Raw genomic sequence first — 24,043 nt, forward strand, 5'->3', positions numbered from 1 at the left:
ACAGGCTTTCCGGCGGGCTGCGACAGGGCGCCGCTACACCGAGAACTCCCGTATCACCGTGTTCCGGAACACGGCCGTACCGCCTACGGCGAACAGGGCCAGCCGGTCGTCGATCAGGTACGGGAACACCTCCGTGGAGTGCACATGGCGGCCGTCGTCCACGAACATCTCCACCGAGGTGCGGTCCACCAGGATGCGCAGCCTGACGGTGCGCGCGGAGGGGTCGAAGGGCGTGCGGCTCTCCTGGCAGGCCCCGGAGACGTCGGGGTTGACGGTGGCGCGGCGGTTGAGGAAGGCGTAGTCGCCCCAGAGTCCGGCGTCGATGTGGCGGTTTCCGTCCGGGGAGCGGCGCAGTTGCAGGCCCGCTCCGGTCAGCCGGTCCCAGGTGATCTCGCAGCTCACCTCGTAGGAGATGCCCCGGTGGTCGAGCACGCGGGTGCCGTCGACGGTCAGGTCGCCCAGGTGCGTCGTCCGGGAGACGTAGGAGTCCAGCGCGGCGACGGGCCGGGAGGCCAGGTAGTACGTTCCCGAGGGGTCGCGCTCGAGCGTGACCTCGCGGACGATCGAGTCGGTGCCGTTGAAGCCGTCGCAGTCGATGGTGGGGGCCGTGTGGGCGTAGTCCCAGTTGTTGAGCCAGCCCAACGCGTACCGTGCGAGCGGGTCGGGGGTGCCGTCCGGCCGGTGCTTGTCGAAGGTGACGGCGGCGTACCAGTCCCAGCCGTGGTCGAGCCACTGCGGTTCGGTCGTGTCGGCGGTGAAGGAGCCGCCGTCGAAGGAGCCCGTCCAGTAGGCGTAGGTGTTGGGCAGTCCGGCCGGTTTGCCGTTGGCGCTCAGGCCCAGGACCCACTTGTCGGTGCCGTCGCCGGCGGTGATGCGGAACAGGTCGGGGCACTCCAGGACGCCGAGCCCGTCGTGCGTGAACGTCCCGGCGGACGTCCACGTCCTCAGGTCCGCGGAGTGGTGGACCGATGGTGCGGCCCTGGGCGAGGGCCATCACCCAGCGGTCCCGTTCCTCGTCGCGGATCACCTTCGGGTCGCGGAAGTCGGCCACGCCGGGGTTGGGCAGGACCGGTTCGGTGCCGTGGTTGGTGAAGGTGCGGCCGCCGTCGGTGGAGTAGTACAGGAACTGCTCCTGGTGGTCGGTGCCGCCGCCGGGTGACATGGTGACCAGGACGACCACCGCGCCCGCGCCGAAACCGGCGGTGTCGTGCGTGTCCACCACGGCGGAGCCCGACCAGACGTCCCCGTTGAGCGTGGTGTCCTTGGGCACGGCGATCCCGCGGTCGGTGAAGGAGACCAGGTCGGTGCTGGTGGCCAGGCGCCAGGCGGTGCCGACGGCGCCGGCGAGGTAGTCCGCGTTGTACAGGTAGTAGTAGTGGTACTCGCCGTCGATCCAGACGGGACGCTGGGGGTCGTTCTTCCACTGGTCGGGGACCGTGAAGTGGTAGCCGGCACGGTAACTCGCGCAGGTCCCCTCGGACTTCGGCTTCTTCGTGGCCGGTGCGACCGATGCCGCGGGTAGGGACGGCGCAGCCGGTGCTGCCGGTGTGGCCGTGGACGGCGCCGCGGGCAGCAGCGCGCCGGCCGCGCCGGCGGCCGACCCTGCGAACAGTGCCCTCCTGGACATCCCACGCATCACAAAGACCCCTCTCGTCGCGACGGCTCGAACGGACCAGGAGGACTGTAGACCTAACTCGTTAAAGATCAAGGGGCGCACCACCCTTGACAGAGGCCGAGCGGCGTTCCCATCATCTGGGCACCGAACATCTAACACGAGTTAGGCATCCCCGATGAGCGACTCGCACCTCTCCCGGCGCACCCTGTTGCGGTACGGCGCCTACGGCGCGGGGGCCGCCGCCCTGGCCGGCACCGCCGCGAGCTGGGACCGGCTCACCGGAGCCGACATCCCCGGCCGGGACGACGGCGCCCTCGTCGTCGCCACCCTCGGCTCCGCCTTCGACCCGGCCGCCGTGCGCGCGATGCGCGAGGGCTTCCGCGCCCTGCACCCCGACATCGACGTGCGGGTCAACGCGGTACAGGCCGTCGACTGGTCGGACTTCTTCGCCAAGATCCTCACCCAGATCGCCGCGGGCACCGCCCCCGACCTGGTCTACGTCGCCACCGAGGGCGTCCAGCTGTTCGCCCGGCGCCTCGGCGTGCCGCTGGACCACTGGGTGAAGCGGGACGCGGCCGAGCTGCGCGAGTACTTCGCCGACGTCCACCCCTCGCTGGTGGAATCGATGATGTACGAGGGGAGCCTGTACCAGCTCCCGGTCGAGTTCAACGCGGCCGACATGTACCTCAACAAGCAGGTGCTGAAGCGGGCGGGGGCCGAGTTGCCGCCGGCCGACTGGACCCGGGACGACTTCACCGCGCTGCTGCGGCAGCTGAAGCGTGCCGGCGACTCCCACTTCACCCCGTACTTCTGGACCAACCGGCTGTGGGGCGGTGTCGTCCCCTGGCTGTTCGCCAACGGCACCGATCTGCTCGCCGAGTCCAAGGCGCCCGGCGGAAACTGGCTGTGGGACACCTTCTACCCCGCCGCCCAGCGCGCGGGCCGGGGTGGCGGTTTCCGGTGGACCACCCCGCAGGCCACCGACGCCCGGGTGGAGGAGGCGTACGACTATCTCGCCTCCCTGGTCCAGGAGGACCTGTGCACCCGCCCCGAGGGCGGCAACGGCAGCAACCTCGTCGGTGTGTTCTCCACCGGCCGGGTCGGGATCACGCCGGCCGGCGGTTTCTGGGCCGGCGGACTGCACCTGGCGGGGATGCGGCCGGCCGACTACGACGTGCAGTACTTCCCGCGCTGGCGCACCCAGCGCCACCAGTTCGGTGCCGCGGGCTACGCGCTGCTGCGCACCTCCAAGAAGCAGGACGCGGCCTGGGAGTTCATCAAGTACGCCGTGCGCCGGGACACCCTGACCCGGCTGTTCCGCGCCAACCAGACGACGCCGGCCCGGCGTTCGATGCTGACCGAGGCCCGCTACGCGCAGACCGGTCCGGCGCACTGGCGGGTCTTCTACGACACCCTCGACCGCTTTCCCGACACCGGGCCCATACCGGCCCCGCCCCAGGTCGCGGAGGTGACGGAGGTGCTGCTCAAGCACACCGGAACGGCTCTCGCCTCCCCACGCGCGGTGCGCCCCGCGCTGCGCCGGATGCAGAACGACCTGGAGAAGGCCATGGAGCGTGACGTATGACGAACATCCAGATCCCGGCCGTACGGCCCCGGCCGGCCGCCCCGTCCGCGGTCGCCGCCCGGCGCCCCGCCCGTGACCGGGGCACCCGGCTGCTGGCCGCGCTGTTCCTGGCCCCGACGGTCGTCGGCATCGTGGTCTTCACGGTCGTGCCGATCGCCGGCTCGGTGGTGCTCAGCCTCTTCCACTGGGACGTGATCGACTCCCCGTCCTTCGCGGGCGGCGCCAACTACCGTGAGGTGTTCGGCGACTCCACGGTGCTGGTGTCCTTCCGCAACACGCTGGTGTTCATGGTGCTCGCGGTCGCCCTGCAACTGCTGATCGCCCTCGTCCTCGCCCTCACGCTCAACGGGCGGATGCCCACCTGGCTGCGCTCGGTGTTCCGCTCGGCGTTCTTCTTCCCGCTGGTGCTGTCCGCCGCGTCCATCTCGGTGGTGATGAAGTACCTGTTCAACCAGGACTTCGGGGTCGTGAACTGGCTGCTCGGGCTGGTCGGCGTCGCCCCGGTGCCCTGGCTGACCTCGGAGCACGCGGCGATGGCCACCGTGATCCTCGTCTACGTCTGGCAGCAGTTCGGCTTCTCCTTCCTGCTGTTCGTCGGCGGTCTGAACAACATCCCCAAGGAGATCCACGAGGCCGCGGCCCTCGACGGGGCGACGGGGCTGCGCAAGCACCTGGCCGTCACCCTGCCGCTGCTGTCGCCGACCCTGCTCGTCGCGTCCGTGGTCGGCATCATCAACGCGCTCCAGGTCTTCGAGCAGCCGTACGTCCTCACCAATGGCGGGCCAGGCGACGCCACCCGCACCGTCGTCATGGTCATCTACGAGAGGGCCTTCGAGCAGCTCCGCTTCGGCGAGGCCTCCGCGGTGGGCGTGCTGCTCTTCGTGCTGATCATGGCGGTCACCGTCCTGCAGTTCCGGCTCAGCCGGCGCTTCGTCCACTACCAGTGAGCCGGGTGAGTCCCATGAGCCAAGCGACCCTGTCCCTCAGCCGTGCCCGGCACTCCCTCGCGCCGTGGGCGCGGATCGCCGGTCTGACCGTGTGCGCCCTTTTGACCCTCGGGCCGGTCGTCTGGACCGTCTCCACCTCGCTGCGCACCCCTGCCCAGTCCTTCGACCTGCCGCCGCGGATCTTCCCCACCCACCCCAGCGCCGCGGCCTACCGCGGGGTCTTCGACCAGCTCGACGTGTGGCTGCTCGCGCTGAACTCCACGCTGGTGACGGCGCTGATCGCGGCCGGCCAGATGGTCACCGCCGGGCTCGCCGGATACGCCTTCGCCCGCCTGGAGTTCCGCTTCAAGAAGCCGCTGTTCGGGCTGGTCCTGGCCACCATGATGGTGCCGTTGCAGGTCACGATCGTCCCGGTGTTCCTGGTGCTGAAGTCGATGGGCCTGACCGACACCCTGCTCGGCCTGATCGTCCCGGCCTTCCCGACCGCCTTCGGCACCTTCCTGATGCGGCAGTACTTCCTGGGCATGCCCAGGGATCTCGGCGAGGCGGCCATGCTGGACGGCGCCGGCCCCTGGCGGGTCTTCCGCTCCGTCTACGCCCCGCTGGCCGCGCCCGGTCTCGCCATCGTCGGCGTGCTGGCCTTCAACTACCACTGGAACGAGTTCTTCCGCCCGCTGATCCTGGAGACCTCCGGCCAGAACTACACGCTGCCGCTGGGTCTGGTCTCCCTCCAGGGCAACCTCGGCACCGGCTCCGTCTCCGTGGTCCTCGCCGGTGTCGTGCTGTCGATGATCCCCACCGTCGCCGTGTTCGTCGTCGGCCAGCGCCCTCTCCGCGAGGGCATCACCTCCGCAGGAGTCAACCGTTGAGCCTCGCCGCTCCGTCCACCGCCGGTCCGCACGCCCCGCGCTTCCGGGTCCGTCCCGCCGCCCACTGGACCAACGACCCCAACGGTCCGTTCCGCTGGCGCGGCCGCTACCACCTGTTCTACCAGCACAACCCGGACGCTCCGGTGCACGGGAACATCCACTGGGGCCACGCCTCCAGTCCCGACCTCGCCCACTGGGAGCATCATCGCCCCGCCCTGACGCCGACGCCCGGCGGCCCCGACGAGGCGGGCTGCTGGTCGGGGTGCGTGGTCGACGACGAGGGCACACCGACCGCCGTCTACACGGGCATCGACCGCGATCACACCGGTATGGGCGCGATCTGCCTGGCCCGGGCCGCCGACCCGGACGACCCACGGCTGCTGGACTGGCGGCCGCTGCCCGAACCCGTGGTGCCGGGACCGCCGGAGGACCTGGACGTGGTGATGTTCCGCGACCCGTTCGTCTTCCGGCACGCGGGACGGCGCTGGGCCCTCGTCGGCGCCGGACACGCCGGCGGTACGCCGTCCGTCCTGCTCTACGACTGCGACGACCTGACCCGCTGGCACTTCGCCGGGGTGTTCCTGGACGGCCACGACCCGGTCGCCCTGGACGCCTTCGGCGACGGGGCCGTCGGCTGGGAGTGCCCGCAGCTGCTGCGCACCGCCGACGGCACCTGGATGCTGGTCGTGTCGCTGTGGGACGGGGACCCCTGCTCCACCGGCTGTCTGACGGGGACGCTGGCGGCGTCTTCCGACGGCGGGCCGCGTTTCGAGGCGCGCGCCGCGGGCCGGCTCGACCACGGCCGTGACTTCTACGCTCCCGCCGTGCTGCAAGAGGATGACCGGGCCCTGATGTGGGGCTGGTCGTGGGAGGCGCGCGGACAGGACGAGGTGGAGCGGGCCGGCTGGGCCGGGGTCCTCACCGCGCCGCGGGTCGTCGACGTCGGGCCGGACGGCTCGCTGCGCGTGTCCCCGGCGCCGGAGCTGGACCTGCTGCGCGCCGCCGAGCCGTTCGTCGCGGCACCGGACCGCCCGGACCGCCCGGTACGGCTCCCGGAGGCGTACGACCTGACGCTCACCGCGCGCGCCCGGACGACCGCGACGCTGCTGCGGTCCGCCGACGGGCGCGCGGACCTGAAGGTCCGCATCGACCCGGACGCGGGAGCGGTCACCCTCGACCGCGGCACCCGTCCCCGCGCGGGCCGCGAGGGCTCCGGCCCGATCACGGTGCGTCTGCCGCGGCGGCGCGAGGTCACCGTCCGCGTCCTCGTCGACGGCTCGCTCGTCGAACTGTTCGCCGAGGACCGGGCCATGGTCACCGAACGCGTCTACCGGCGGCCGGACGACGTGGCCGAACTGGTGGTCGAGGGCACGTCGGCCGCCGTCACCGGATGGGAGCTGGTCCCACCGAGGCACGGCTGACCACCGGGCAGGCCACGCGGCGCGTGGTGGCCGGCGGCGTGCGGCCGGTGCCGATGGCGTCCAGGAGCAGCCGCGCCGCCGCCTCGCCCATCGCCCGGTGCGGCAGGGCGAGCGAGGTGAGCGGCGGGGTGAGGAAGGCGGCCATGTGCTCCTGGTCGTCGTAGCCGACCACCGACAGATCGGCGGGTACGTCGATCCCCAGCCGGGTCGCGGCGTGCAGGACGCCCGCCGCGACCCGGTCGTTGTAGCAGAAGACGCCGGTGGGGCGCTCCCGTGGGTCGGTGCCGGCGAGCAGCCGGGTCGCGCCCTCGAAGCCGCCGGAGATCTCGCCGCCGGTGCGGACCACCCGGTCCCGGGGCACGGTGATGCCCTCGGCGCGCAGCGCGTCCCGGAAACCGCGCAGCCGCTCCGCCGACGCGATGTCGTCGAGCCCGCCGACCACCGCCAGCCTGCGGTGCCCCTGGTCGAGCAGGAGCCGGGCGGCACTGCGGCCGCCGGCGCGCTCGGCGGGGACGACGGCGGGCAGCGAGTCGTCCTCGGGCAGGCAGTTGGCCAGCACGGAGTGGGTGCGGTGCAGGCCCTCGGGGACGCGGACCCGGCGCAGCGACATGGCCGCGTAGATGATGCCGTCGACGCGCCGGTCGAGGAGTTCGGCGACGGCCGCGTCCTCCTTGGCCGGGTCGCCGCCGGAGTCGATGGTGAGCACGAGGTGGTCCTCGGCCCAGGCGGTCTCCATGGCGCCGCGCAGCAGCCGTCCCGCGAAAGGCGAGGAGGCGATCTCGTCGGTGACCAGGCCGATCACGGCCGTACGGCGGCGACGCAGGCCGCGTGCCACGGGGTCGGGACGGTAGCCGAGCCGGGCGGCGGCCTGCCGGATGCGCTCCTGGGTGGCGGGCGAGAGGTTGCCCTCGGCCCGGCCGTTGAACACGAAGGAGACGGCGGTGTGCGAGACTCCGGCGAGCCGGGCGACGTCCCGTGACGTGGGCCGGGACGCGGGCCGCCCGCCGCCCGTGCCGTTCCTGTCCTCGGCGCTGGTGCCCATGCCGTCCGCCGTCCTCATCCCCGTTCCCCGCCCGTCCGGTCGATCGCCCTCACCCTATCGGCGACGGAGCCGGCGGCGCCGGGCGGGAGGGGCCGCCCATACTGGCCGTACGCCACCGCCGACGGGAAGGTTCCGACGTGATCAGCATCCCGGCGCACACCCTGAACGACGGCACGCGGATCCCCGCGGTCGGTCTGGGCACCTGGCCCATGAACGACGCCGAGGCCGAGCGGGCCGTGCACGACGCCCTGGGGCTGGGCTACCGGCTGGTCGACACGGCGGCCAACTACCGCAACGAGACGGGCGTCGGCCGCGCGGTCGCCCGCAGTGACGTGCCCCGCGAGGAGATCGTGGTGACGACGAAGCTGCCCGGCCGGCACCACGGGTACGAGGAGACGCTCGCCTCCTTCGAGGAGTCCCGCCGGCGCCTCGGCCTCGAGTACGTGGACCTGTACCTCATCCACTGGCCGCTCCCCCGCGTCGGGAAGTACGTGGACTCCTGGAAGGCCATGATCAAGCTCCGTGAGGACGGCCTGGTGCGCTCGATCGGCGTCTCCAACTTCACCCGCGGGCACATCGAGCGGCTGGAGATGGAGACCGGGGTCCTGCCCTCCGTGAACCAGATCGAGCCGCACCCGTTCCTCCCGCAGGAGGAACTGCGCGCCTTCCACGCGGACAAGGGCATCGTCACCGAGAGCTGGAGCCCGCTGGGCCGGGGTGCCGGGCTGCTGGACGATCCGGCGGTCGTCGCGGTCGCGGAGGCGCTCGGTGTGACGCCCGGCCAGGCGGTGCTGCGCCGGCACACCCAGCTCGGCGCGGTCCCGGTCCCCAAGTCGGCGGACCCGGGGCGGCAGCGGGAGAACCTCGGCCTCTTCGGCTTCGAGCTCGCCCCCGACCAGTTCGACGCGCTCACGCACGAGGCCCCGCGGCGTCTGGGCGGGGACCCGGAGACGCACGAGGAGTTCTGAGCGGCGCGGCCCGGCGTCGCTCCGGCGGCGCCGGGTACTCGGGTGGCCGTGACGTGCGCGGAGCGTGCGGAGGAGGTTCAGGTGGCTGCGGACGAACGGCTGCGGGAGTACCGCGGCAAGCGGGACTTCGGGCGTACCCGGGAGCCCTCGGGCCAGGGGACGTCCGGCGGTGCCGGGCCACGGTTCGTGGTGCAGATCCACGACGCGCGCCGGATGCACTTCGACTTCCGGCTGCAGGTCGACGACGTGCTCAGGTCCTGGTCGGTCCCGAGGGGGCCCTCGGACGACCCGCACGACAAGCGCCTCGCGGTACCGACGGAGGACCACCCGCTGGAGTACGAGGACTTCGAGGGCGTGATCCCGAAGGGCGAGTACGGCGGGGGCACGGTGATCGTCTGGGACCGGGGTACGTACGAGCCGCTCAGCCACGACCGCAGGGGGCGGCCGGTCGGCTTCGCCGAGTCGCTGGAGCGCGGGCACGCCACCTTCCGGCTGCGCGGGTCGAAGCTGCGCGGCGAGTACGCGCTGACCCGCTTCCGCGGCGGCCGTGACGGCGCCGAGGAGGAGGCGTGGCTGCTGGTGAAGAAGGGCGGCGGCCGCAGCGCCGGGCACGGCACGCCCGACCCGCGCCGCGCCCGCTCGGTGCGCACCGGCCGCACGCTGGCCCAGGTCGTGGCGGAGGACGGCGAGGGCTGATCCCGCGCCGGGCACGCCCGCCCCTGGAACGCGGGAGCCACGCCCGGCCCCGATCCCGGAGAGGACGCACGCCCCGACCCAGAGCCGAAAGAGGCGCACGCCCGACCCAGAGCCTGGACGACTCACGGCGGGTCCAGACCGGCGCGGGGCATCGCGGGTCCAGACCGGCGCGAGGCACGGCAAGCCCGGGACCGGCGCGGACCACGGCAGGCCCAGAACCCGGACGGGGGCGCGCCCGGTCCGGAACCTGAACGGGAGCACACCGGGGACAGAGCCCCGACGGGGGCGCCGGGGCTGGAACGCGTACGGGCCTGCTCGCTGCTTCAGCGGCGGAGGCGCTCGACGGCGACAGCCCCGGCTGACACGCTCGTCGTGTGGACCCCGGACCGGCGCTCCGCCGCTCCAGCTCACGCCCGCCGGGGCGCGGCGGCAGCCGAGTCCATGCCGGTGCGCTCGCTGCTCAGTCCCCTGAGGCGCCCTCGCTGCCGGACCCGAGCCGCGGCAGGCCCGGCACCGCACTCCGTGCGGGGCGCGCTCGGCGTCGCGACCAGAACCGGACTCCCTGGGTACCGCAACCCGAACCGGGCGCACTGGGCACCGCCGTTCTCGCCGGCGCGCCGAGTGTCCCAGCCGGCCGCGGGGCGATGGGGTGGCGGCGTGGTCACCCGGAGGGGAGGGGCTGCTCGCACCAGATGGTCTTGCCGCGGCCGGTGGGGCGGCTGCCCCAGCGCTGGGTGAGCTGGGCGACCAGGAGGAGGCCGCGGCCTCCCTCGTCGTAGGCGTGGGCCCGGCGCAGGTGCGGCGAGGTGGAACTGGCGTCGGAGACCTCGCAGATGAGCGCCCGGTCGCGGATCAGCCGCAGCTGGACGGGGGGGTCGCCGTAGCGGATGGCGTTGGTGACCAGTTCGCTGACGACCAGTTCGGTGACGAACGCGGTCTCCTCCAGTCCCCAGGCGGCCAGTTGGTCGGCGGCGGCCTGGCGGGTGGCGGCCACGTGCGCCGGGTCCGGTGGGACGTCCCAGGTGGCGATCTGGTCCGCGCCGAGCGCGCGGGTACAGGCCAGGAGCAGGGCCACGTCGTCGCCGGGCTCCTCCGGCAGGACGGCCTTCAGCACTCCGTCGCCGAGGTCCTCCAGCGATGCGGCGGGAGCGCACAGGGCCCGGCACAGTTCGGCGGTGGCGCGGTCGACGTCGCGGTCGCGGTGCTCTACGAGGCCGTCGGTGAACAGGGCGACGACCGAGCCCTCGGGCAGCCGTAGCTCGGTCGCCTCGAAGGGCAGGCCGCCGACGCCGAGCGGTGGTCCCGGGGCCACGGTGACCGGCGCGGCGTCTCCGCCCGGCGCCACGACGACCGGTGCCGGGTGGCCGGCGGTGGCCAGGGTCAGGCGCCGCGAGACGGGGTCGTAGACGGCGTAGAGGCAGGTGGCGCCCAACTCCGGTACCTCGCCGCCGTCCTGTTCGTCGGCCAGGTGGGCCACCAGGTCGTCGAGGTGGGTGAGGAGTTCGTCCGGGGGCAGGTCCACGTCCGCGAGGGTCCGTACGGCCGTGCGCAGGCGCCCCATCGTGGCCGAGGACTGGATGCCGTGGCCCACCACGTCGCCGACGACCAGGGCGACCCGGCTGCCGGAGAGCGGGATCACGTCGAACCAGTCGCCGCCGATGCCCGCCTGCGAGCCGGAGGGCAGGTAGCGGTGGGCCACCTCCACCGCCGTCTGGCCGGTCAGCCCGCGCGGCAGCAGGCTGTGCTGCAGGGCGAGCGCGGTGGAACGCTCGCGGGCGAAGCGGCGGGCGTTGTCGATGCAGACGGCGGCCCGGCTCGCGAGTTCCTCCACGACCACGGCGTCGTCGGCGGTGTAGGCGCCCGGCTGGCTGATCCTCAGGCCCACGGCGACGCCCAGGGTGGTGCCGCGGGCCCGGAGCGGCACGGTGATCATCGAGTGGGCGCCGCTGCGGTAGGGGCGTCCCGCGGGGCCCCGCGTGTTGCGCTCCGTGATCCATCCGGTGAACTCGGGCTGGTCGGCCTGGCTGAGGACCGCCCGTCCGGCCCGCATCGCCCGTGCGGCGGCCGAGTCGGCTGGGCGGACGTCGCTCTCGCCCACGCGTACGGCCGCCTCCGGTGTGCCCCGGGTGACGGAGCTGTGGGCGACCCGGCGCAGCGCGATCTCGTCGGCCGGCGCGTCCGGCGGTTCCTCGGCCCCGAGGACCCACTCGAGGAGGTCGACCATGGCGAAGTCGGCGAACTGCGGCACGAGGAGTTCCACCAGTTCCTCGGCGGTGCGCACCACGTCGAGGGTGGTGCCGATGCCTGCCGCCGCCTCGTTCAGGAGAGCGAGGCGGCGCCGGGCCCAGTACTGGTCGCTGCTGTCGAGGGCCGCCAGGGCGACCCCGGTCAGTGTGCCGCGGGCGTCCCGCACGGGCCACATCTCGATCGTCCAGGCCTGTTCCCGGTCCAGGGCGGGGGCGCTGGTGAAACTCTCGTAGCGGGCCGGGCGGCCGGTCTCGGCGACCTGGCGCAGATGCTCCAGGAAGCCCCGGTTGGGCGCGGTGTCCTCGACGCTGTCCGGGTAGGGCCGGCCGAGCAGGGTCTCCTCGGGGACGCCCATCACCTGGCAGGCGACCTCGTTGAGCCGCAGGTAGTGCTGCCGGGTGTCGAAGACCGACATCGCCACGGAGGCCTGCTGGAACGCCTGTCCGGCCAGGACGTGCTCGGGCGGGGTCTCCGGTCCGGCGGTCACGACGAAACCGTCCGGCCGGCCGTCCGCGCCGAGTACGGGGCAGGCCCGCAGCGCGGTCGTCACAGTGGAGCCGTCCCGGTGGCGCAGGACGGCGGGGCCGGAGAGCGCGGTCAGGGCCCCGGGCGGCGGCTCCTCGGCGAGCAGGGCGCGCACCGGCCGCCCGACCGTTTCCTCGGCCGGGTATCCGGTCAGCCGCCGGGCACCTTCGCTCCAGCCCGTGACGATGCCGTGGGCGTCGACCACGGCCGTGGCGGAGACCTGCTCCATATCCTCAGAATGAGGCGGTTGTCACACCACATCAAGCGCGGAGGGCGGCGGTCCGGGCGACCCCGCGGGCCCACAGCACGAGGGGCAGTTGCAGGGGCAGGCGTCCGAGGGCCGCCGCCTTCTGCGGAGCGGGACGGTGCCGCCAGTCGACCGCCATCTGCACGTTGGCGGGGAAGACGCCGACGAAGAAGGCGGCCGTGGCCAGCGCCGCGGCCCTTCGGGTCCGGGGCAGCGCCAGTCCCGCGGCCAGCGCGAGCTCGGCGGCGCCGCTGGCGTAGGTCCAGGTGCGGGGGCGGCCCGGCAGGGCGCGCGGGATGGTCGCGTCGAACTGCTGGGGCGAGGCCAAGTGGGCGGCACCCGCCGTGGCCAGCAGGCCGGCGAGCAGCAGGGGTGAGCGATCGGACCGGGGCACGGTTCCTCCTCCGAGAGTCTGCCGCGCGATCATACTGGACGGTAGGTATGTAGATCCTACTGGGCGGTAGGTATGTGGGGGGACTCCATCTCCTTCGCCTTGTCCGCCCTCCCCCGGCAGCCCCCGTTCAGGGGAAAGTGATCCGGAGGGCGCTTGACGGCGGGATGGTTCGTCGACACCTCAGCCGTGACCCTGCCGCTGATCCCGCCCATGCTCGCCACGCCCGGTTCACTGCCCTCCCCCGCGCAGGACGCGCGGTGGGCGTACGAGACGAAGCAGGACGGCCAGCGCATGGTGGCGTATCTGCCCGGTGACGGCTCCCTGCTGCTGCGGGCCCGCTCCGGCGAGGAGATCACGGCCGCCTATCCCGAGCTGCGCCCGCTGGGCCGGGCCCTGGGCACCACGCCCGTGATCCTGGACGGCGAGATCCTGGCGCTGGACGAGGCGGGCCGCGCCAGCTTCCAGCTGCTCCAGGGCCGCATGGGACTGGCCCACTCCCCCGGCCTCGCGGCACGCCGGGCGGCGCGGATCCCCGTGCACGCGGTGCTGTTCGACGTGCTCTACCTGGGCACCGAGCCGCTGATCCGGCTGCCCTACGTCGAGCGCCGCGAGCGGCTGGAGGCGCTCGGTCTCGACGGGCCGTACTGGTCGACGCCCGGCGCCGTCTTCGGCCATGGCGCCCAGGCCCTGGCCGCCACCCGCGAGCACGGTCTGGAGGGTCTGGTCTGCAAGCGGCTGGACTCGGTGTACGAGCCAGGGGTGCGCTCCCGGGCCTGGATCAAGATCCGCAACATGCGCAGCGAGGACGTCGTGGTGGGCGGCTGGCTGCCCGGCAAGGGGCGCCTGACCGGGCTGCCGGGCGCCGTGCTGATGGGGCAGCGCGGGGGCGGGAAGCTGCGCTACGTCGGCAGCGTGGGCACGGGCTGGAGCGAGGCCGAGCGCTCCGAGCTCGCCGCGCTGCTCGCGGACCTGGCGACCGACGTGTGCCCCTTCGACCCCGTACCGGCCGCGCGCGGGGCCCACTGGGTGCTGCCCCGCCTGGTCGGCGAGGTCCGCTACAGCGTCCGCACCCGCGCGGGCATGCTGCGCCAGCCGTCCTGGCTACGGCTCCGCCCGGACCTCACCCCCGAGCAATCGGCGGCAGACCTGCCGGACGACCCGCTGAGGTAGCGGCGCCGCGTGGAGGCGAGAGCACTGCGCCCGGCAATACGGCCCGCTCGCCTTCCGAGTGGTGTCGTGCGCGCCGTCCGGTGAGTTGGGGGGTGCACGGAAGGTCTATCGTGTGCCGCATGGCCGTGCCTGAAATGATCCGTGTCGTCTCCCGGGACTCGCCGATGGCGTTGGCTCAGGTGGAGCGTGTCCGTGCCGAGTTGGCCGCCCTGTACCCGGGCGTGCGCACCGAGGTGGTGCCGGTGAAGACCACCGGTGACAAATGGCTGGGCGAACTGGCCGTGGTCGAGGGCAAGGGCGCCTTCACCAAGGAGGTCGACGCCGCGCTGCTGGCCGGGGAGGCGGATCTGGCGGTGCACTGCCTGAAGGACGTGCCCGCCGACCGGCCCCTGCCCGCGGGCACCACGTTCGCCGCGTTCCTGAAGCGGGACGACATCCGCGACGCCCTGGTGCACCCCGGCGGCCTCACCCTCGACGAGCTTCCGCCCGGCACCAGGATCGGGACGTCCGCGGTGCGCCGTATCGCTCAGCTGGCCGCCACCCATCCGCACCTCACCTGCGTCCCGTTCCGCGGCAACGCCAACCGGCGGCTGGAGAAGCTCGCGGCCGGGGAGGCGGACGCCCTGCTGCTGGCCGTGTCCGGTCTGGAGCGCATCGGACGGCAGGACATGATCAGCGAGGTGCTGTCCCCGGAGACGATGATGCCGCCGATCGGCGCGGGCATCCTCGCCCTGCAGTGCCGCGAGGGGGACACCGAGCTGATCGAGACCGTCAGCGCCCTCGGCGACACCGACACCTACCGCGCCGCCACCGCGGAGCGCATGTTCCTTCATGTGCTCCAGGGGCACTGCAACAGCCCGATCGCCGGGTACGCGCGGGTCGACCGCAGCGGTGAGCTGTCGCTGCGGGCGTGCGTGTTCACCCCCGACGGCAAGACCCGGCTGAACGCCCACGAGTGGGCGGGCCGCCTGGACGCCGCCACGCTCGGCACCTCGGTCGCCGTGGCCCTGCTGCGCCAGGGCGCCCGCGAGATCATCGACGGCATCCCGCACTGAGGCGGTCGGGCCGAACCGGGCGCCGGGCCGTGTCAGCCGGCGGCGCCCGGTTCGGCCTGGTCGCGCAGGAAGTTGCTGATCTGGTGCACCAGCCCGCCCTGGGCGCCCGCGCAGGCCGCGCCCGCCGCGACGGACTCCTCGTGCGCACCGATGCCGCCGGTCCACATCCGCCGGTCGGTCCACTCGTCGTCGACGCGCAGCTGGACCTGGACGTCGACCTGGGACAGGGCCGACTCCGGGCCGGCCGCGTACAGCACGGCGGTGACCCGGCGCAGCGGGTAGACGTCGTAGCCCTCGATGAACTGCGAGTTGCGCCAGTCGACGAACGCGCCCTCCCCGTCGGGCCCGATCCGCACATCGATCTGGCCGTCCTCCAGGTGGACGCCGAAGCTGCCCGTGCCACGGTTCTCGACGGTGACCCGGATACGGAAGTACGTCAGCCCCTCGGCCGCGTCGTCGCGTCCGCGCGGCGGCTCGGCCGGCTCCAGGCGGTGGACGCGGACACGCAGACCGGCATGCCCGTCGTACTCCTGCCAGTCCCCGACCACGTTCGGCTCGTACACAATGCACCTCTCGACTACCAAGAGCTGCTTCCTATCTGTGGGCCGAGCACACTGTCAAATGTGCCGAATGCGGCGTGGCCTGGGAATTCGCCGGCAATTGATCGCTGATCAAGCCGTGTGCTGGAGAAACCTCCGATTCCGCCCTTCCGGCCGCCGCCGCGGGCGTGCCGCACATCACGCCGTACGGCCGCCCGACGGATGGGTGAGCCCCCTCACCGGGCGAGCCGGCCGAGCAGGCCGGAGGCGGCGGTGATGCCGAGCGCGGCGGCCACCACGAGGACGGCGAAGTCGAGGGCGAGATGCGAGGAGGTGCCGAGCAGCAGCCCGCGCAGCGCGTCGACCTGGTAGCTGAGCGGGTTGGCCTTGCTGACGGCCTGGAGCCAGCCCGGCATGACGGCCACGGGATACAGGGCGTTGGAACCGAAGAACAGCGGCATGGTGATCGCCTGCCCGATGCCCATCAGCCGGTCGCGGCTGAGCACGATGCCGGCGATGGTCATCGACAGGCAGGAGAAGAACGCGGATCCGAGGATCACGGCGGCGGCGACGCCGAGCAGCCGCAGCGGGTTCCAGGTCAGCGCCACCCCCAGCAGGGCGGCGATGACGATCACGACGATCGCCTGGATCAGCGACTTCACCCCGGCCGCGAACGCCTTGCCGGTGACCAGGGCCGAGCGCGGGGTCGGGGTCACCAGGAGCTTGTTGAGGACGCCCGCGTCCCGCTCCCAGATGATCTGGATGCCGTAGAAGATGGCGATGAACATGGCGGACTGGGCGATGATGCCGGGCGCCATGAAGTCGATGTAGGGGATCCCGCCGGTGGGGACGGCCCGGATGCGGGTGAAGGTCTGACCGAAGATCAGCAGCCAGAGGGCCGGCTGGACCGCGCGGGTGTAGAGCTCGGTGCGGTCGTGGCGCAGCTTCTGCAGCTCCACCGCGCACATGGCGGCGACGCGGGCGGGCAGCAGCCGCCAGCCCGCGCGGGGCCGCGGGGGCTTCACGAGAAGGCCGATGCCGCCCTCTGCGGCCGGCTCAGCCGAGACGGTGGGCGGTGCGGCGGGTGCTTCGGACATCGCGGAAATCTCCTGGGGTGTCGTCGAGGCCGCTGCCGGCCACGTCACGGAAGACGTCCTCGAGCGTGGGCGGCGGATCGGTGGCCGGGGCGCCCTGGGCGCGGCGCCGCTCACCGAGCCCCTGCCGCAGTTCGGCGGGCGTGCCCAGGGCCCGGATCCGGCCGCGGTGCATCAGGCCGACCCGGTCGCAGTACTGGTCGGCCTCGTCCATGTAGTGCGTGGTGACCAGGACCGTCATGCCGGTGGCGGCGCGGACGGCGTTGATGTGCTCCCACACCCCGGTGCGGGCGATCGGGTCGAGGCCGATCGTGGGCTCGTCGAGGATCAGCAGGCGGGGCGCGCTGACCAGGGCCTGGGCCAGTTCCAGGCGGCGGACCATGCCGCCGGAGTACGTCTTGGCCAGCCGGTCGGCGGCGTCGGTCAGGTCCACGGCGGCCAGGGCCTGGGCGACCCGGGCGGCGCGTTCGCGGCGCGGGACGTCGAAGACACGGGCGAACAGGGTGACGTTCTCCCGTCCGGTGAGGGCGGCGTCGGCCGACAGTTGCTGGGGGACGTAGCCCAGCAGGCGGCGTACGGCCATCCGGTCGCGGGCGGGGTCGTGGCCGAAGACGCGGACCATGCCGGCGGGGACCGGCAGCAGTGTGGTGATGCAGCGGATCGCCGTGGTCTTCCCGGCCCCGTTGGGGCCGAGCAGCCCGAACACCTCCCCCGGGCCCACGGCCAGGTGCAGGCCGTCGACGGCCTTGGTGCCGCCGAAGGCGTGGGCGAGTCCCGTGCAGACGACCGCGTCGTCGGCCGCGGCCCGCTCGTCGGCGGCCGCGGCGGTGTCCGGCGTCATGGTCGGTCGGCCTCCTCACGCAGGTTGACGGCCAGCCTGCGCAGGGCGGGGATCGCGGCGCGCAGGGCGTCCCGGTCGGCCTGGCCGAGCCGGTCGACCTGGCGCCGGACCAGCGCCGCGCGGCGCGCGCGCCAGTCGCGCAGGCGGGCCCCGGCGGCCTCGGTGAGCAGCAGGCGGGCGGCCCGCCGGTCGGCGGGGTCCGTCTCGCGGACCAGCTGCCCGTCCTGGACCAGCCGGTTGACCAGTGTCGACACGGAGTTGCCAGCCAGGTGCAGCTCCTTGGCGGCCTCCGAGACACCGATGCCGGGGCGGGCCTCGACCAGGCGCAGCAGCTCCACCTCGGCGCCGCGCAGCCGCGGGACGGTCAGCCCGGCGCGCAGCCGGCGCCGGATCGGGCGCAGGACGCCGACGAGCGCGTCGGCCAGCTCCTCGGCGTAGGCCCCCGGTTCCACGTCGGTCTCCGGCTCCATGCCAGGCAGATTACCTCTGTGACAGAGGTAAGTGGCCCAAGGGACGGTCAAGACCGGCCCGACCGTCCGGGTCCACGGGGACCCACGCGGTCACCGGAATTTGGTAAATGAAATTCTCAATATTCAACGCGACAGCAATTCCGGCCCTCACCGTTCGACGATACAGAATCGTCCGGTCGCACACCGTCACCGAATTCTGGAATTGTTTCGGAATCGCCGACTTCGGGAATTGGCATTTCAGTGCTTCGGACAGGAGGCACGTCCGTGGGAGCCGGCGCGCCGGGCCCCGATGTCTGTCCCCAGGTCCGAGCCCAGCGCCTCCCGCGGTGTCCGTCCATCGAGCACCTGCTGAGGGAGGCGCAGCGTATGCGTACCACCGGCAGAACGAAGTCCCATCCGCATGACGACGCCCCCGACACCGCGGCGGCGTTCGAGCGGCTCGCGCGACTGCCGGACGGCCCCGAGCGCAAGGCGCTCCGGGACGAGCTGGTCCAGGTGTGGCTGCCGATGGCCGAGCGGATCGCCGTGCGCTTCCGCGGGCGCGGTGAGGCCCTGGAGGATCTCTACCAGGTGGCGGCGCTCGGCCTGGTCAAGGCCGTCGACCACTACGATCCGGCGCGCGGCTACGCGTTCGAGGCGTACGCCGTGCCGACCGTCACCGGGGAGATCAAGCGGCACTTCCGCGACCACATGTGGACGCTGCACGTGCCGCGCCGGGTCCAGGACCTGCGCAACCGGGTGCGGCGCGCCGCGAAGGAGCTGGCGCAGACCACCCCGGGCCGGGCACCGACCGTCACCGAGATCGCCGAGTACACCCATCTGAGCGTGAGCGACGTGCGCACCGGCATGGAGGCCCTGGACTGCTTCGCCGCGCTCTCCCTGGAGGCGGAGGTGCCGGGCACCGAGGGCTACGCGCTCGGCGACGGCCTGGGCGAGGCCGACCCGCGCTACGACCTCGTGGTGGACCGGGTGGCCGTCAAACCGTGTCTGGAGGCACTGCCCGAACGCGAGCGCATGATCCTGTACCTGCGCTTCTTCCGGGGCATGACGCAGAGCCGGATCGCACAGCAGCTCGGGATCTCGCAGATGCACGTCTCACGGCTGCTCAGCGGCTGCTTCGCCCAGCTGCGCGAGGAGTTGCTCGCCGAGACGCTGTGAACGCGGGCGCCCCGCCCCGCTCACCCGGTGGACCACCCGGTCGATCACCGGCTGACACACGCCTGAGCACCCGGTCGGGTGATCGAGTGCGGGCCGGGCCGCCGTTTCGGCGGCATCGGGAGGGTACTCGGCAGGCGCCCCAGGGCGTTCCCGTCGGACACTGGTGTGAGACCGGTGGCCACCGGCCGACGAAAACCAGGACGTGCCATGAACCACGACGCGACACCCTCCAGCCACCCCGGGACCGGCGTCCTCTCCACCCACTCCGTGTGCGGCGCGCCCTGCTGGGTCAGCCTGACCAGCCGGGACCTGGAGGCCACCGAGGACTTCTACCATGCCGTGCTGGGCTGGGACTGGCGCTCGACGGCCAAGCTCGGTGAGCACTTCCGTATCGCGCTCGTCGACGGTGCGCCGGTCGCGGGGATCGCGGCCGTGGCCTCCATGTGGCAGATGGCGGTGGCCTGGACCCCGTACTTCGCCGTGCCCAGCGCCGACGACGCCGTCTCGCGGGTGCAGGAACGCGGCGGTACGGCGGCGGTCGGCCCGATCTCGCTGCCGCCCGGGCGGGCCGCCCTGCTGGCCGACCGGGACGGCGCGACCTTCGGGATCTGGGAGGGCGAGCTGTTCACCGACTGGGAGACGTGGCGCAAGGCCGCGCCCGCCTTCATCCGGCTGCACACGCGCGACGCGTTCGACGCCGCCATGTTCTACGGCGAGGTCCTGGACTGGGCCTCGGACCTGCCCGGCTGCTGCGAGGTCCGCTACGAGGCCGAGGAGGTCGTGCTGCGCAGCCACGGCGAGATCGTGGCCCGCATCGAGTCGGGGGCCCTGGAGGCGGCCCCCGACCCCACGATCCGCCCGCACTGGCAGATCCACTTCCGGGTGGCGGACGTGGCCGCCTGTGTCCGGGCCGCCGAGTGCCACGGCGGCAGCGTCCTGCGCGAGGGCGCCGAGGAGGCCGTGCTGCGCGACGCGGACGGCGCTCAGTTCACGGTGACCTCCCGCCGGGAGATCTGAACCCGCCGCCGGGAGATCCGAACGGGGGTGGCGGTCCGCGGCCCCTCCCGGAACCGATCCCGGGAGGGGCCGCGGTTCCGGGAAGGACCCGGGCCCTTCGCTCAGCGTGCCGTCCTCGGCGGCCGGGACAGCAGGACCAGGCTGCGGGACTCCACGCGGAGGTCGCCGGCCGGCTTGTGCTCGGCCTCGTCCGGGGGACCGTGGGGTTCGGCCGTGTCGAGGAGCGTGGTCCAGCGGTCGCCGTAGGCGCGGCCGGGCAGGCGGAAGTCGACCGCTTCCCAGTAGCCGTTGAGCAGCAGCAGGAAGGAGTCGTCCACCACGCGCCGGCCCTTGCGGTCGGGCTCGGCGATGGCGTCGCCGTTGAGGAAGACCATCACCGAGTGCGCGTCGGAGCGCCGCCAGTCCTCCTCGGCCATCTCCCGGCCGTCCGGGAGCATCCACACCAGGTCCGGCAGCGGCTGGTCGTCGCGGGTCGCCGTCTCGCCCTGGAAGAAGCGGCGGCGGCGCAGCACGGGATGGGCGGCGCGCAGCGCGATGACGTACCGCGTGAAGTCCGCGAGCTCCCGCTGCCCGGCGGTCAGCCGCCAGTCGATCCAGGAGACCTCGTTGTCCTGGCAGTAGGCGTTGTTGTTGCCGCGCTGGGTGCGGCCCAGCTCGTCGCCGTGGCACAGCATCGGGATGCCCTGGGAGAGCAGCAGCGTGGCCAGGAGGTTGCGCTGCTGGCGGGCGCGCAGGGCGAGGATCGCCGGGTCCTCGGTCTCCCCCTCGGCGCCGCAGTTCCAGGACCGGTTGGCGCTCTCCCCGTCCCGGTTGCCCTCACCGTTGGCCTCGTTGTGCTTGTCGTTGTACGACACCAGGTCGCGCAGGGTGAAACCGTCGTGCGCGGTGACGAAGTTGACGCTGGCGCGCGGCCGGCGCCGGTTGTGGGCGTACAGGTCCGCCGAGCCCGTCAGACGGGAGGCGAAGTCGCCGAGCGTGTGCTCCTCGCCGCGCCAGAAGTCCCGTACCGCGTCCCGGTACAGGCCGTTCCACTCCGACCACAGCGGCGGGAAGTTGCCCACCTGGTATCCGCCCTCGCCGACGTCCCACGGCTCGGCGATCAGCTTCACCCGGCTGATCACCGGGTCCTGCTGGATCAGGTCGAAGAACGCCGACAGCCGGTCCACCTCGTGGAACTGCCGGGCCAGGGTGGCCGCCAGGTCGAAGCGGAAGCCGTCGACGTGCATCTCGGTGACCCAGTACCGCAGCGAGTCCATGATCAGCTGCAGCACGTAGGGGTGGCGCATGAGGAGGCTGTTGCCGGTGCCGGTGGTGTCGTAGTAGTGCGCCCAGTCGCCGTCGACGAGGCGGTAGTAGGAGGCGTTGTCGATGCCGCGGAAGGACAGGGTGGGGCCCTTCTCGTTGCCCTCGGCGGTGTGGTTGTAGACGACGTCGAGGATCACCTCGAGGCCGGCCGCGTGCAGCGCCCTGACCATCGACTTGAACTCGGCGACCTGCTCGCCGCGGCTGCCGCGGGCGGCGTAGCCGTTGTGCGGCGCGAAGAAGCCGATGGTGTTGTAGCCCCAGTAGTTGGCGAGGCCCCGGCCCTGGAGCACGCCGTCGTGGACGAACTGGTGCACCGGCATCAGCTCGACGGCCGTCACGCCCAGCGAGGTCAGGTGCTCGATCACCGCGGGATGCGCCAACCCGGCGTAGGTGCCGCGCAGTTCCGGCGGGACGTCGGGGTGGGTGCGGGTCAGGCCGCGCACATGCGCCTCGTAGATCACGGTGTCGGAGTACGCCCGTCGCGGCGGGCGGTCGTCGCCCCAGTCGAACGCCGGATCGGTGACCACGCCGAGCATGGTGTGCCCGGCGCTGTCGGCCGGGTCGGGGCCGTGCGCGGCGCGCTCGTAGAGGGAGGGGTGGTTGTCGGTCTGCCCGTCCACCGCCCTGGCGTAGGGGTCCAGGAGCAGCTTTCTCGGGTTGCAGCGGTGGCCGGCCGCCGGGTGCCAGGGGCCGTGCACCCGGTAGCCGTAGCGCTGCCCGGGCCCGACACCGGGCAGACAGCCGTGCCACACGAAGCCGTCGGCCTCGGTCAGCGGGACGTGGCGGCGGTCGCCGGCGTCGTCCACGAGGACGAGCTCGACATGTTCGGCGACCTCGCTGAACAGCGCGAAGTTGGTGCCCTCGCCGTCGTACGCGGCGCCCAGCGGGTAGGGGTACCCGCTCCACACGGGAACGGATACCCCTTTATGGCGCCCGCGCGCGGTCACCGGGCCTCCTCCAGGACGGCCTCCTCCAGGGCGTCCTCCGGGCCGCTCAGCGGAGAGGCCAGCGCGGCGACCGGCATGGCACGGGGCGGCTTCAGGCCCTCGCGCAGGGTCGGCTCGGGAGCCCTCGGGACCAGCGGGACACGCACCCCGGCGCGGGCCCGCTGCGAGAACCAGATGACCTTGCTGCCGGTCTCGGAGGCGCAGCAGCCCCAGCCGTCGCTCGTCGCCGCGATGCGGGCCAGGCAGCTGCGCAGGTCCTGGTCCGGGCGCAGGTCGTGGTTGTTCTCCCCGACGGCGGTGATGAGGTGCTGGCCGGTCCACCACATCTCGATGGATGTGTGCTTGTCCCGGGCGTGCTCGTCGATGGCCTTCAGCAGCATCTCGGCGCCGCCGCACACGGGTTCGACGAGGTCCTCCAGGTCCCAGAACCGGAGGTGAGCGGCCAGGATGCGCCTGACCTGTCCGACCCGTTCCGGGCTGACTTCCACGTCGAGGTGGTAGTAGCAGGGCACTGCGGTCTTCATCGTCGTTGGCTCCTCACGGCGAGGCTCGCGCTCCCTCAAGGCCCCTGTGTCGGGCTCAGCCCCCGAGTACGAAGCGTGAGCACGTGTTGCCTCTGAGTCAGATCCCACACTGAGCGCGCTACGCCATTCGTGCAACCCGAGCGGTCGGGAAGGAGGCGCCCGACGCTCTGGCCAGGACCGCGGCGAGCAGGCGAAACACGCTGGTTGAAGATCCAACAGGACGGTGGGTCGTTGAACGTGCACCATGAGTGAAAGTCTCGAGCGCCGTGAACGGGATCCGTGCCTCCACGTGCGCGGTCACCGCCCCGACCGTCGGGGAAACGTGCCCATCGAGCGCATCCGAAAGGTGAACGGCGCCATGCTGCTACCCGCCAAGGCCGAAGTCGCACGGCATCTGCGGCACTACCGGGCGTGGGAACGCGCGATGCTCGTGTCCCCCGACGACCGCAGGGTGCGGGCCACCTTCGAGGATTCGGGCTACACCCTGTGCGTGCTGATGGGCAAGCGCTGCGCGCGGGAGGCCGCGGACGCCGCGGAGCGCTATCTGCGCACCAACCTCGTCACCTATCTGCGTGAGCAGAGCAGCGGCCGGCCGCACGTCGGTGTCGTCACGCGGCGCGGCCGGCGCACGACGAAGGACAGGCGTTCGCCCGCCGGGGCATAGACAGGGCCGCCGGGGCACAGAGCCCAGCATCGGCCGCCCGGGCACAGAGCCCAGCGGGACACAGAGCCCGCGGGGGCGTGGAGCCCACGCCCCCGCACGCCCTCCCCCGGGCAGGACATGCCGGGGAGGACCCCGAGAAGGACATGCCGAGAAGACGCGGTTCCCGGCCGGGCGCGAGCCCGGCCTCAAGCACGGTGGAGGTGACACCATGAGTTCGACCCCGAGTTCGACCACGGTTCTCGGCCGCATTCCGGTGCGGGACGTCCACCCGGCCGTGGAGTGCGGCCGTCGCCCGGCCAAAGCGGTGACGGGCGAGTCGTTCCAGGTCACCGCCACCGTGTTCCGCGAGGGCCACGACGCCGTGGCCGCCGATGTGGTGCTCACCGACCCGGAAGGCCGTCCGGGCCCCTGGACGCCGATGCACGAACTGGCGCCGGGCAGCGACCGCTGGGGCGCCGAGGTCACCCCGGACGCGCCCGGGCGCTGGACGTATCACGTGGAGGCCTGGAGCGATCCGGTCGCCACCTGGCGGCACACCGCCTGTATCAAGGTGCCGGCCGGCACCGACGCCGGGCTGGTGCTGGAGGAGGGCACCGCGCTGCTGGAGCGTGCCGCGGCCGGGGTCCCGCGGGGGCCGGAACGCGATATGGTGCTGGCCGCCGCCGAGGTGGTGGGCGACGACTCGCTTCAGGTCATGACGCGT

At 72.9% G+C, this 24,043-nt stretch carries 21 protein-coding genes and 1 pseudogene; 12 read left to right on the forward strand and 10 right to left on the reverse strand.

From position 1 onward, the window contains the following. Positions 1-33: 33 nt before the first annotated feature. Positions 34-1,636: pseudogene (locus R2S09_RS20325) on the reverse strand (glycoside hydrolase family 32 protein). Between the two features lie 154 nt (positions 1,637-1,790). Here R2S09_RS20325 and R2S09_RS20330 point away from each other — a divergent pair. From R2S09_RS20330 to R2S09_RS20345, 4 genes are read left to right on the forward strand one after another with little or no spacing between them, the layout of a single operon-like run. After that, complete coding sequence (locus R2S09_RS20330; protein ID WP_316742471.1) at positions 1,791-3,200, forward strand: extracellular solute-binding protein; 1,410 nt, start codon at positions 1,791-1,793, stop codon at positions 3,198-3,200. Next, positions 3,197-4,147 (forward strand): carbohydrate ABC transporter permease, encoded by a 951-nt coding sequence (locus R2S09_RS20335; RefSeq protein WP_306189083.1) that lies wholly within the window; start codon positions 3,197-3,199, stop codon positions 4,145-4,147. Before R2S09_RS20330 ends, R2S09_RS20335 begins: the two co-directional genes overlap by 4 nt. A gap of 14 nt (positions 4,148-4,161) precedes the next feature. Beyond that, positions 4,162-5,016 (forward strand): carbohydrate ABC transporter permease, encoded by an 855-nt coding sequence (locus R2S09_RS20340; protein ID WP_316742472.1) that lies wholly within the window; start codon positions 4,162-4,164, stop codon positions 5,014-5,016. After that, positions 5,013-6,437, forward strand: a complete 1,425-nt coding sequence (locus R2S09_RS20345; protein WP_316742473.1) for a glycoside hydrolase family 32 protein — start codon at positions 5,013-5,015, stop codon at positions 6,435-6,437. Before R2S09_RS20340 ends, R2S09_RS20345 begins: the two co-directional genes overlap by 4 nt. Here the strand turns inward: R2S09_RS20345 and R2S09_RS20350 are convergent. After that, complete coding sequence (locus R2S09_RS20350) at positions 6,400-7,479, reverse strand: LacI family DNA-binding transcriptional regulator (protein WP_316742498.1); 1,080 nt, start codon at positions 7,477-7,479, stop codon at positions 6,400-6,402. The genes R2S09_RS20345 and R2S09_RS20350 overlap by 38 nt on opposite strands. A gap of 137 nt (positions 7,480-7,616) precedes the next feature. Between R2S09_RS20350 and R2S09_RS20355 the strand changes: the two genes are divergently transcribed. Together R2S09_RS20355 and R2S09_RS20360 are read left to right on the forward strand one after the other, a co-directional pair. Next, a complete protein-coding gene (locus R2S09_RS20355) occupies positions 7,617-8,447 on the forward strand; it encodes an aldo/keto reductase (protein ID WP_316742474.1) in 831 nt (276 codons plus the stop codon). An 81-nt stretch (positions 8,448-8,528) separates the two neighbouring features. Then, a complete protein-coding gene (locus R2S09_RS20360) occupies positions 8,529-9,143 on the forward strand; it encodes a DNA polymerase ligase N-terminal domain-containing protein (RefSeq protein WP_306189079.1) in 615 nt (204 codons plus the stop codon). Between the two features lie 661 nt (positions 9,144-9,804). Here the strand turns inward: R2S09_RS20360 and R2S09_RS20365 are convergent. Then, entirely contained in the window at positions 9,805-12,144 is a 2,340-nt protein-coding gene (locus tag R2S09_RS20365; RefSeq protein WP_316742477.1) for a SpoIIE family protein phosphatase, read from the reverse strand. A 31-nt stretch (positions 12,145-12,175) separates the two neighbouring features. Beyond that, positions 12,176-12,556, reverse strand: a complete 381-nt coding sequence (locus R2S09_RS20370) for a MauE/DoxX family redox-associated membrane protein (RefSeq protein WP_316742479.1) — start codon at positions 12,554-12,556, stop codon at positions 12,176-12,178. Between the two features lie 186 nt (positions 12,557-12,742). Between R2S09_RS20370 and R2S09_RS20375 the strand changes: the two genes are divergently transcribed. Together R2S09_RS20375 and hemC are read left to right on the forward strand one after the other, a co-directional pair. Next, positions 12,743-13,726 carry an ATP-dependent DNA ligase gene (locus tag R2S09_RS20375; RefSeq protein ID WP_306189192.1) on the forward strand — a complete coding sequence of 328 codons (984 nt, stop codon included), beginning with the start codon at positions 12,743-12,745 and terminating at the stop codon, positions 13,724-13,726. A gap of 119 nt (positions 13,727-13,845) precedes the next feature. Beyond that, complete coding sequence (gene hemC, locus R2S09_RS20380; protein ID WP_306189076.1) at positions 13,846-14,781, forward strand: hydroxymethylbilane synthase; 936 nt, start codon at positions 13,846-13,848, stop codon at positions 14,779-14,781. 32 nt (positions 14,782-14,813) lie between these two features. On the opposite strand, the gene R2S09_RS20385 is transcribed toward hemC, so the two are convergent. From R2S09_RS20385 to R2S09_RS20400, 4 genes are all read right to left on the reverse strand, one after another. Further along, positions 14,814-15,344, reverse strand: a complete 531-nt coding sequence (locus R2S09_RS20385) for a hypothetical protein (RefSeq protein ID WP_306189075.1) — start codon at positions 15,342-15,344, stop codon at positions 14,814-14,816. A 212-nt stretch (positions 15,345-15,556) separates the two neighbouring features. Beyond that, on the reverse strand, positions 15,557-16,417 hold the full coding sequence (locus R2S09_RS20390) for an ABC transporter permease (RefSeq protein WP_306189074.1): 861 nt from the start codon (positions 16,415-16,417) through the stop codon (positions 15,557-15,559). Further along, the gene (locus tag R2S09_RS20395; RefSeq protein WP_316742482.1) at positions 16,377-17,255 is read right to left on the reverse strand and encodes an ATP-binding cassette domain-containing protein; all 879 of its coding nucleotides are present in this window, start codon (positions 17,253-17,255) and stop codon (positions 16,377-16,379) included. The genes R2S09_RS20390 and R2S09_RS20395 overlap by 41 nt, the downstream gene beginning before the upstream one ends. Further along, on the reverse strand, positions 17,252-17,725 hold the full coding sequence (locus tag R2S09_RS20400; protein WP_316742484.1) for a MarR family transcriptional regulator: 474 nt from the start codon (positions 17,723-17,725) through the stop codon (positions 17,252-17,254). Before R2S09_RS20400 ends, R2S09_RS20395 begins: the two co-directional genes overlap by 4 nt. Before the next feature lie 366 nt (positions 17,726-18,091). Between R2S09_RS20400 and R2S09_RS20405 the strand changes: the two genes are divergently transcribed. Then, positions 18,092-18,883: a SigB/SigF/SigG family RNA polymerase sigma factor gene (locus R2S09_RS20405; protein ID WP_306189071.1), complete on the forward strand. Its 792-nt coding sequence runs from the start codon at positions 18,092-18,094 to the stop codon at positions 18,881-18,883. A 207-nt stretch (positions 18,884-19,090) separates the two neighbouring features. Next, positions 19,091-19,900, forward strand: coding sequence for a VOC family protein (locus R2S09_RS20410; protein ID WP_306189070.1), 810 nt, complete (start codon positions 19,091-19,093; stop codon positions 19,898-19,900). 101 nt (positions 19,901-20,001) lie between these two features. On the opposite strand, the gene glgX is transcribed toward R2S09_RS20410, so the two are convergent. After that, positions 20,002-22,152 (reverse strand): glycogen debranching protein GlgX, encoded by a 2,151-nt coding sequence (gene glgX, locus R2S09_RS20415; RefSeq protein ID WP_316742487.1) that lies wholly within the window; start codon positions 22,150-22,152, stop codon positions 20,002-20,004. Further along, positions 22,149-22,676, reverse strand: coding sequence for a pep a2 (locus R2S09_RS20420; protein WP_306189068.1), 528 nt, complete (start codon positions 22,674-22,676; stop codon positions 22,149-22,151). Before R2S09_RS20420 ends, glgX begins: the two co-directional genes overlap by 4 nt. Positions 22,677-23,034: 358 nt before the next feature. Here R2S09_RS20420 and R2S09_RS20425 point away from each other — a divergent pair, with 358 nt between their 5' ends. Further along, positions 23,035-23,340 carry a DUF5133 domain-containing protein gene (locus tag R2S09_RS20425; protein WP_316742489.1) on the forward strand — a complete coding sequence of 102 codons (306 nt, stop codon included), beginning with the start codon at positions 23,035-23,037 and terminating at the stop codon, positions 23,338-23,340. 208 nt (positions 23,341-23,548) lie between these two features. Beyond that, a partial coding sequence (locus R2S09_RS20430; protein WP_316742491.1) for a maltotransferase domain-containing protein occupies positions 23,549-24,043 on the forward strand: 495 nt, incomplete at its 3' end.

This window comes from Streptomyces sp. MK7, from assembly GCF_032658145.1.
In the GTDB taxonomy this organism is placed as follows: Bacteria; Actinomycetota; Actinomycetes; order Streptomycetales; family Streptomycetaceae; genus Streptomyces; species Streptomyces spiralis.

Bases quoted from the DNA above. Each gene is read 5' to 3' on its own strand.
- R2S09_RS20330 (WP_316742471.1), top strand. From the start codon at position 1,791: ATGAGCGACTCGCACCTCTCCCGGCGCACCCTGTTGCGGTACGGCGCC.
- R2S09_RS20335 (WP_306189083.1), top strand. From the start codon at position 3,197: ATGACGAACATCCAGATCCCGGCCGTACGGCCCCGGCCGGCCGCCCCG.
- R2S09_RS20340 (WP_316742472.1), top strand. From the start codon at position 4,162: ATGAGCCAAGCGACCCTGTCCCTCAGCCGTGCCCGGCACTCCCTCGCG.
- R2S09_RS20350 (WP_316742498.1), bottom strand. From the start codon at position 7,479: ATGGGCACCAGCGCCGAGGACAGGAACGGCACGGGCGGCGGGCGGCCC.
- R2S09_RS20365 (WP_316742477.1), bottom strand. From the start codon at position 12,144: ATGGAGCAGGTCTCCGCCACGGCCGTGGTCGACGCCCACGGCATCGTC.
- hemC (WP_306189076.1), top strand. From the start codon at position 13,846: ATGGCCGTGCCTGAAATGATCCGTGTCGTCTCCCGGGACTCGCCGATG.
- R2S09_RS20390 (WP_306189074.1), bottom strand. From the start codon at position 16,417: ATGTCCGAAGCACCCGCCGCACCGCCCACCGTCTCGGCTGAGCCGGCC.
- R2S09_RS20395 (WP_316742482.1), bottom strand. From the start codon at position 17,255: ATGACGCCGGACACCGCCGCGGCCGCCGACGAGCGGGCCGCGGCCGAC.
- R2S09_RS20400 (WP_316742484.1), bottom strand. From the start codon at position 17,725: ATGGAGCCGGAGACCGACGTGGAACCGGGGGCCTACGCCGAGGAGCTG.
- R2S09_RS20405 (WP_306189071.1), top strand. From the start codon at position 18,092: ATGCGTACCACCGGCAGAACGAAGTCCCATCCGCATGACGACGCCCCC.
- R2S09_RS20410 (WP_306189070.1), top strand. From the start codon at position 19,091: ATGAACCACGACGCGACACCCTCCAGCCACCCCGGGACCGGCGTCCTC.
- R2S09_RS20420 (WP_306189068.1), bottom strand. From the start codon at position 22,676: ATGAAGACCGCAGTGCCCTGCTACTACCACCTCGACGTGGAAGTCAGC.
- R2S09_RS20425 (WP_316742489.1), top strand. From the start codon at position 23,035: ATGCTGCTACCCGCCAAGGCCGAAGTCGCACGGCATCTGCGGCACTAC.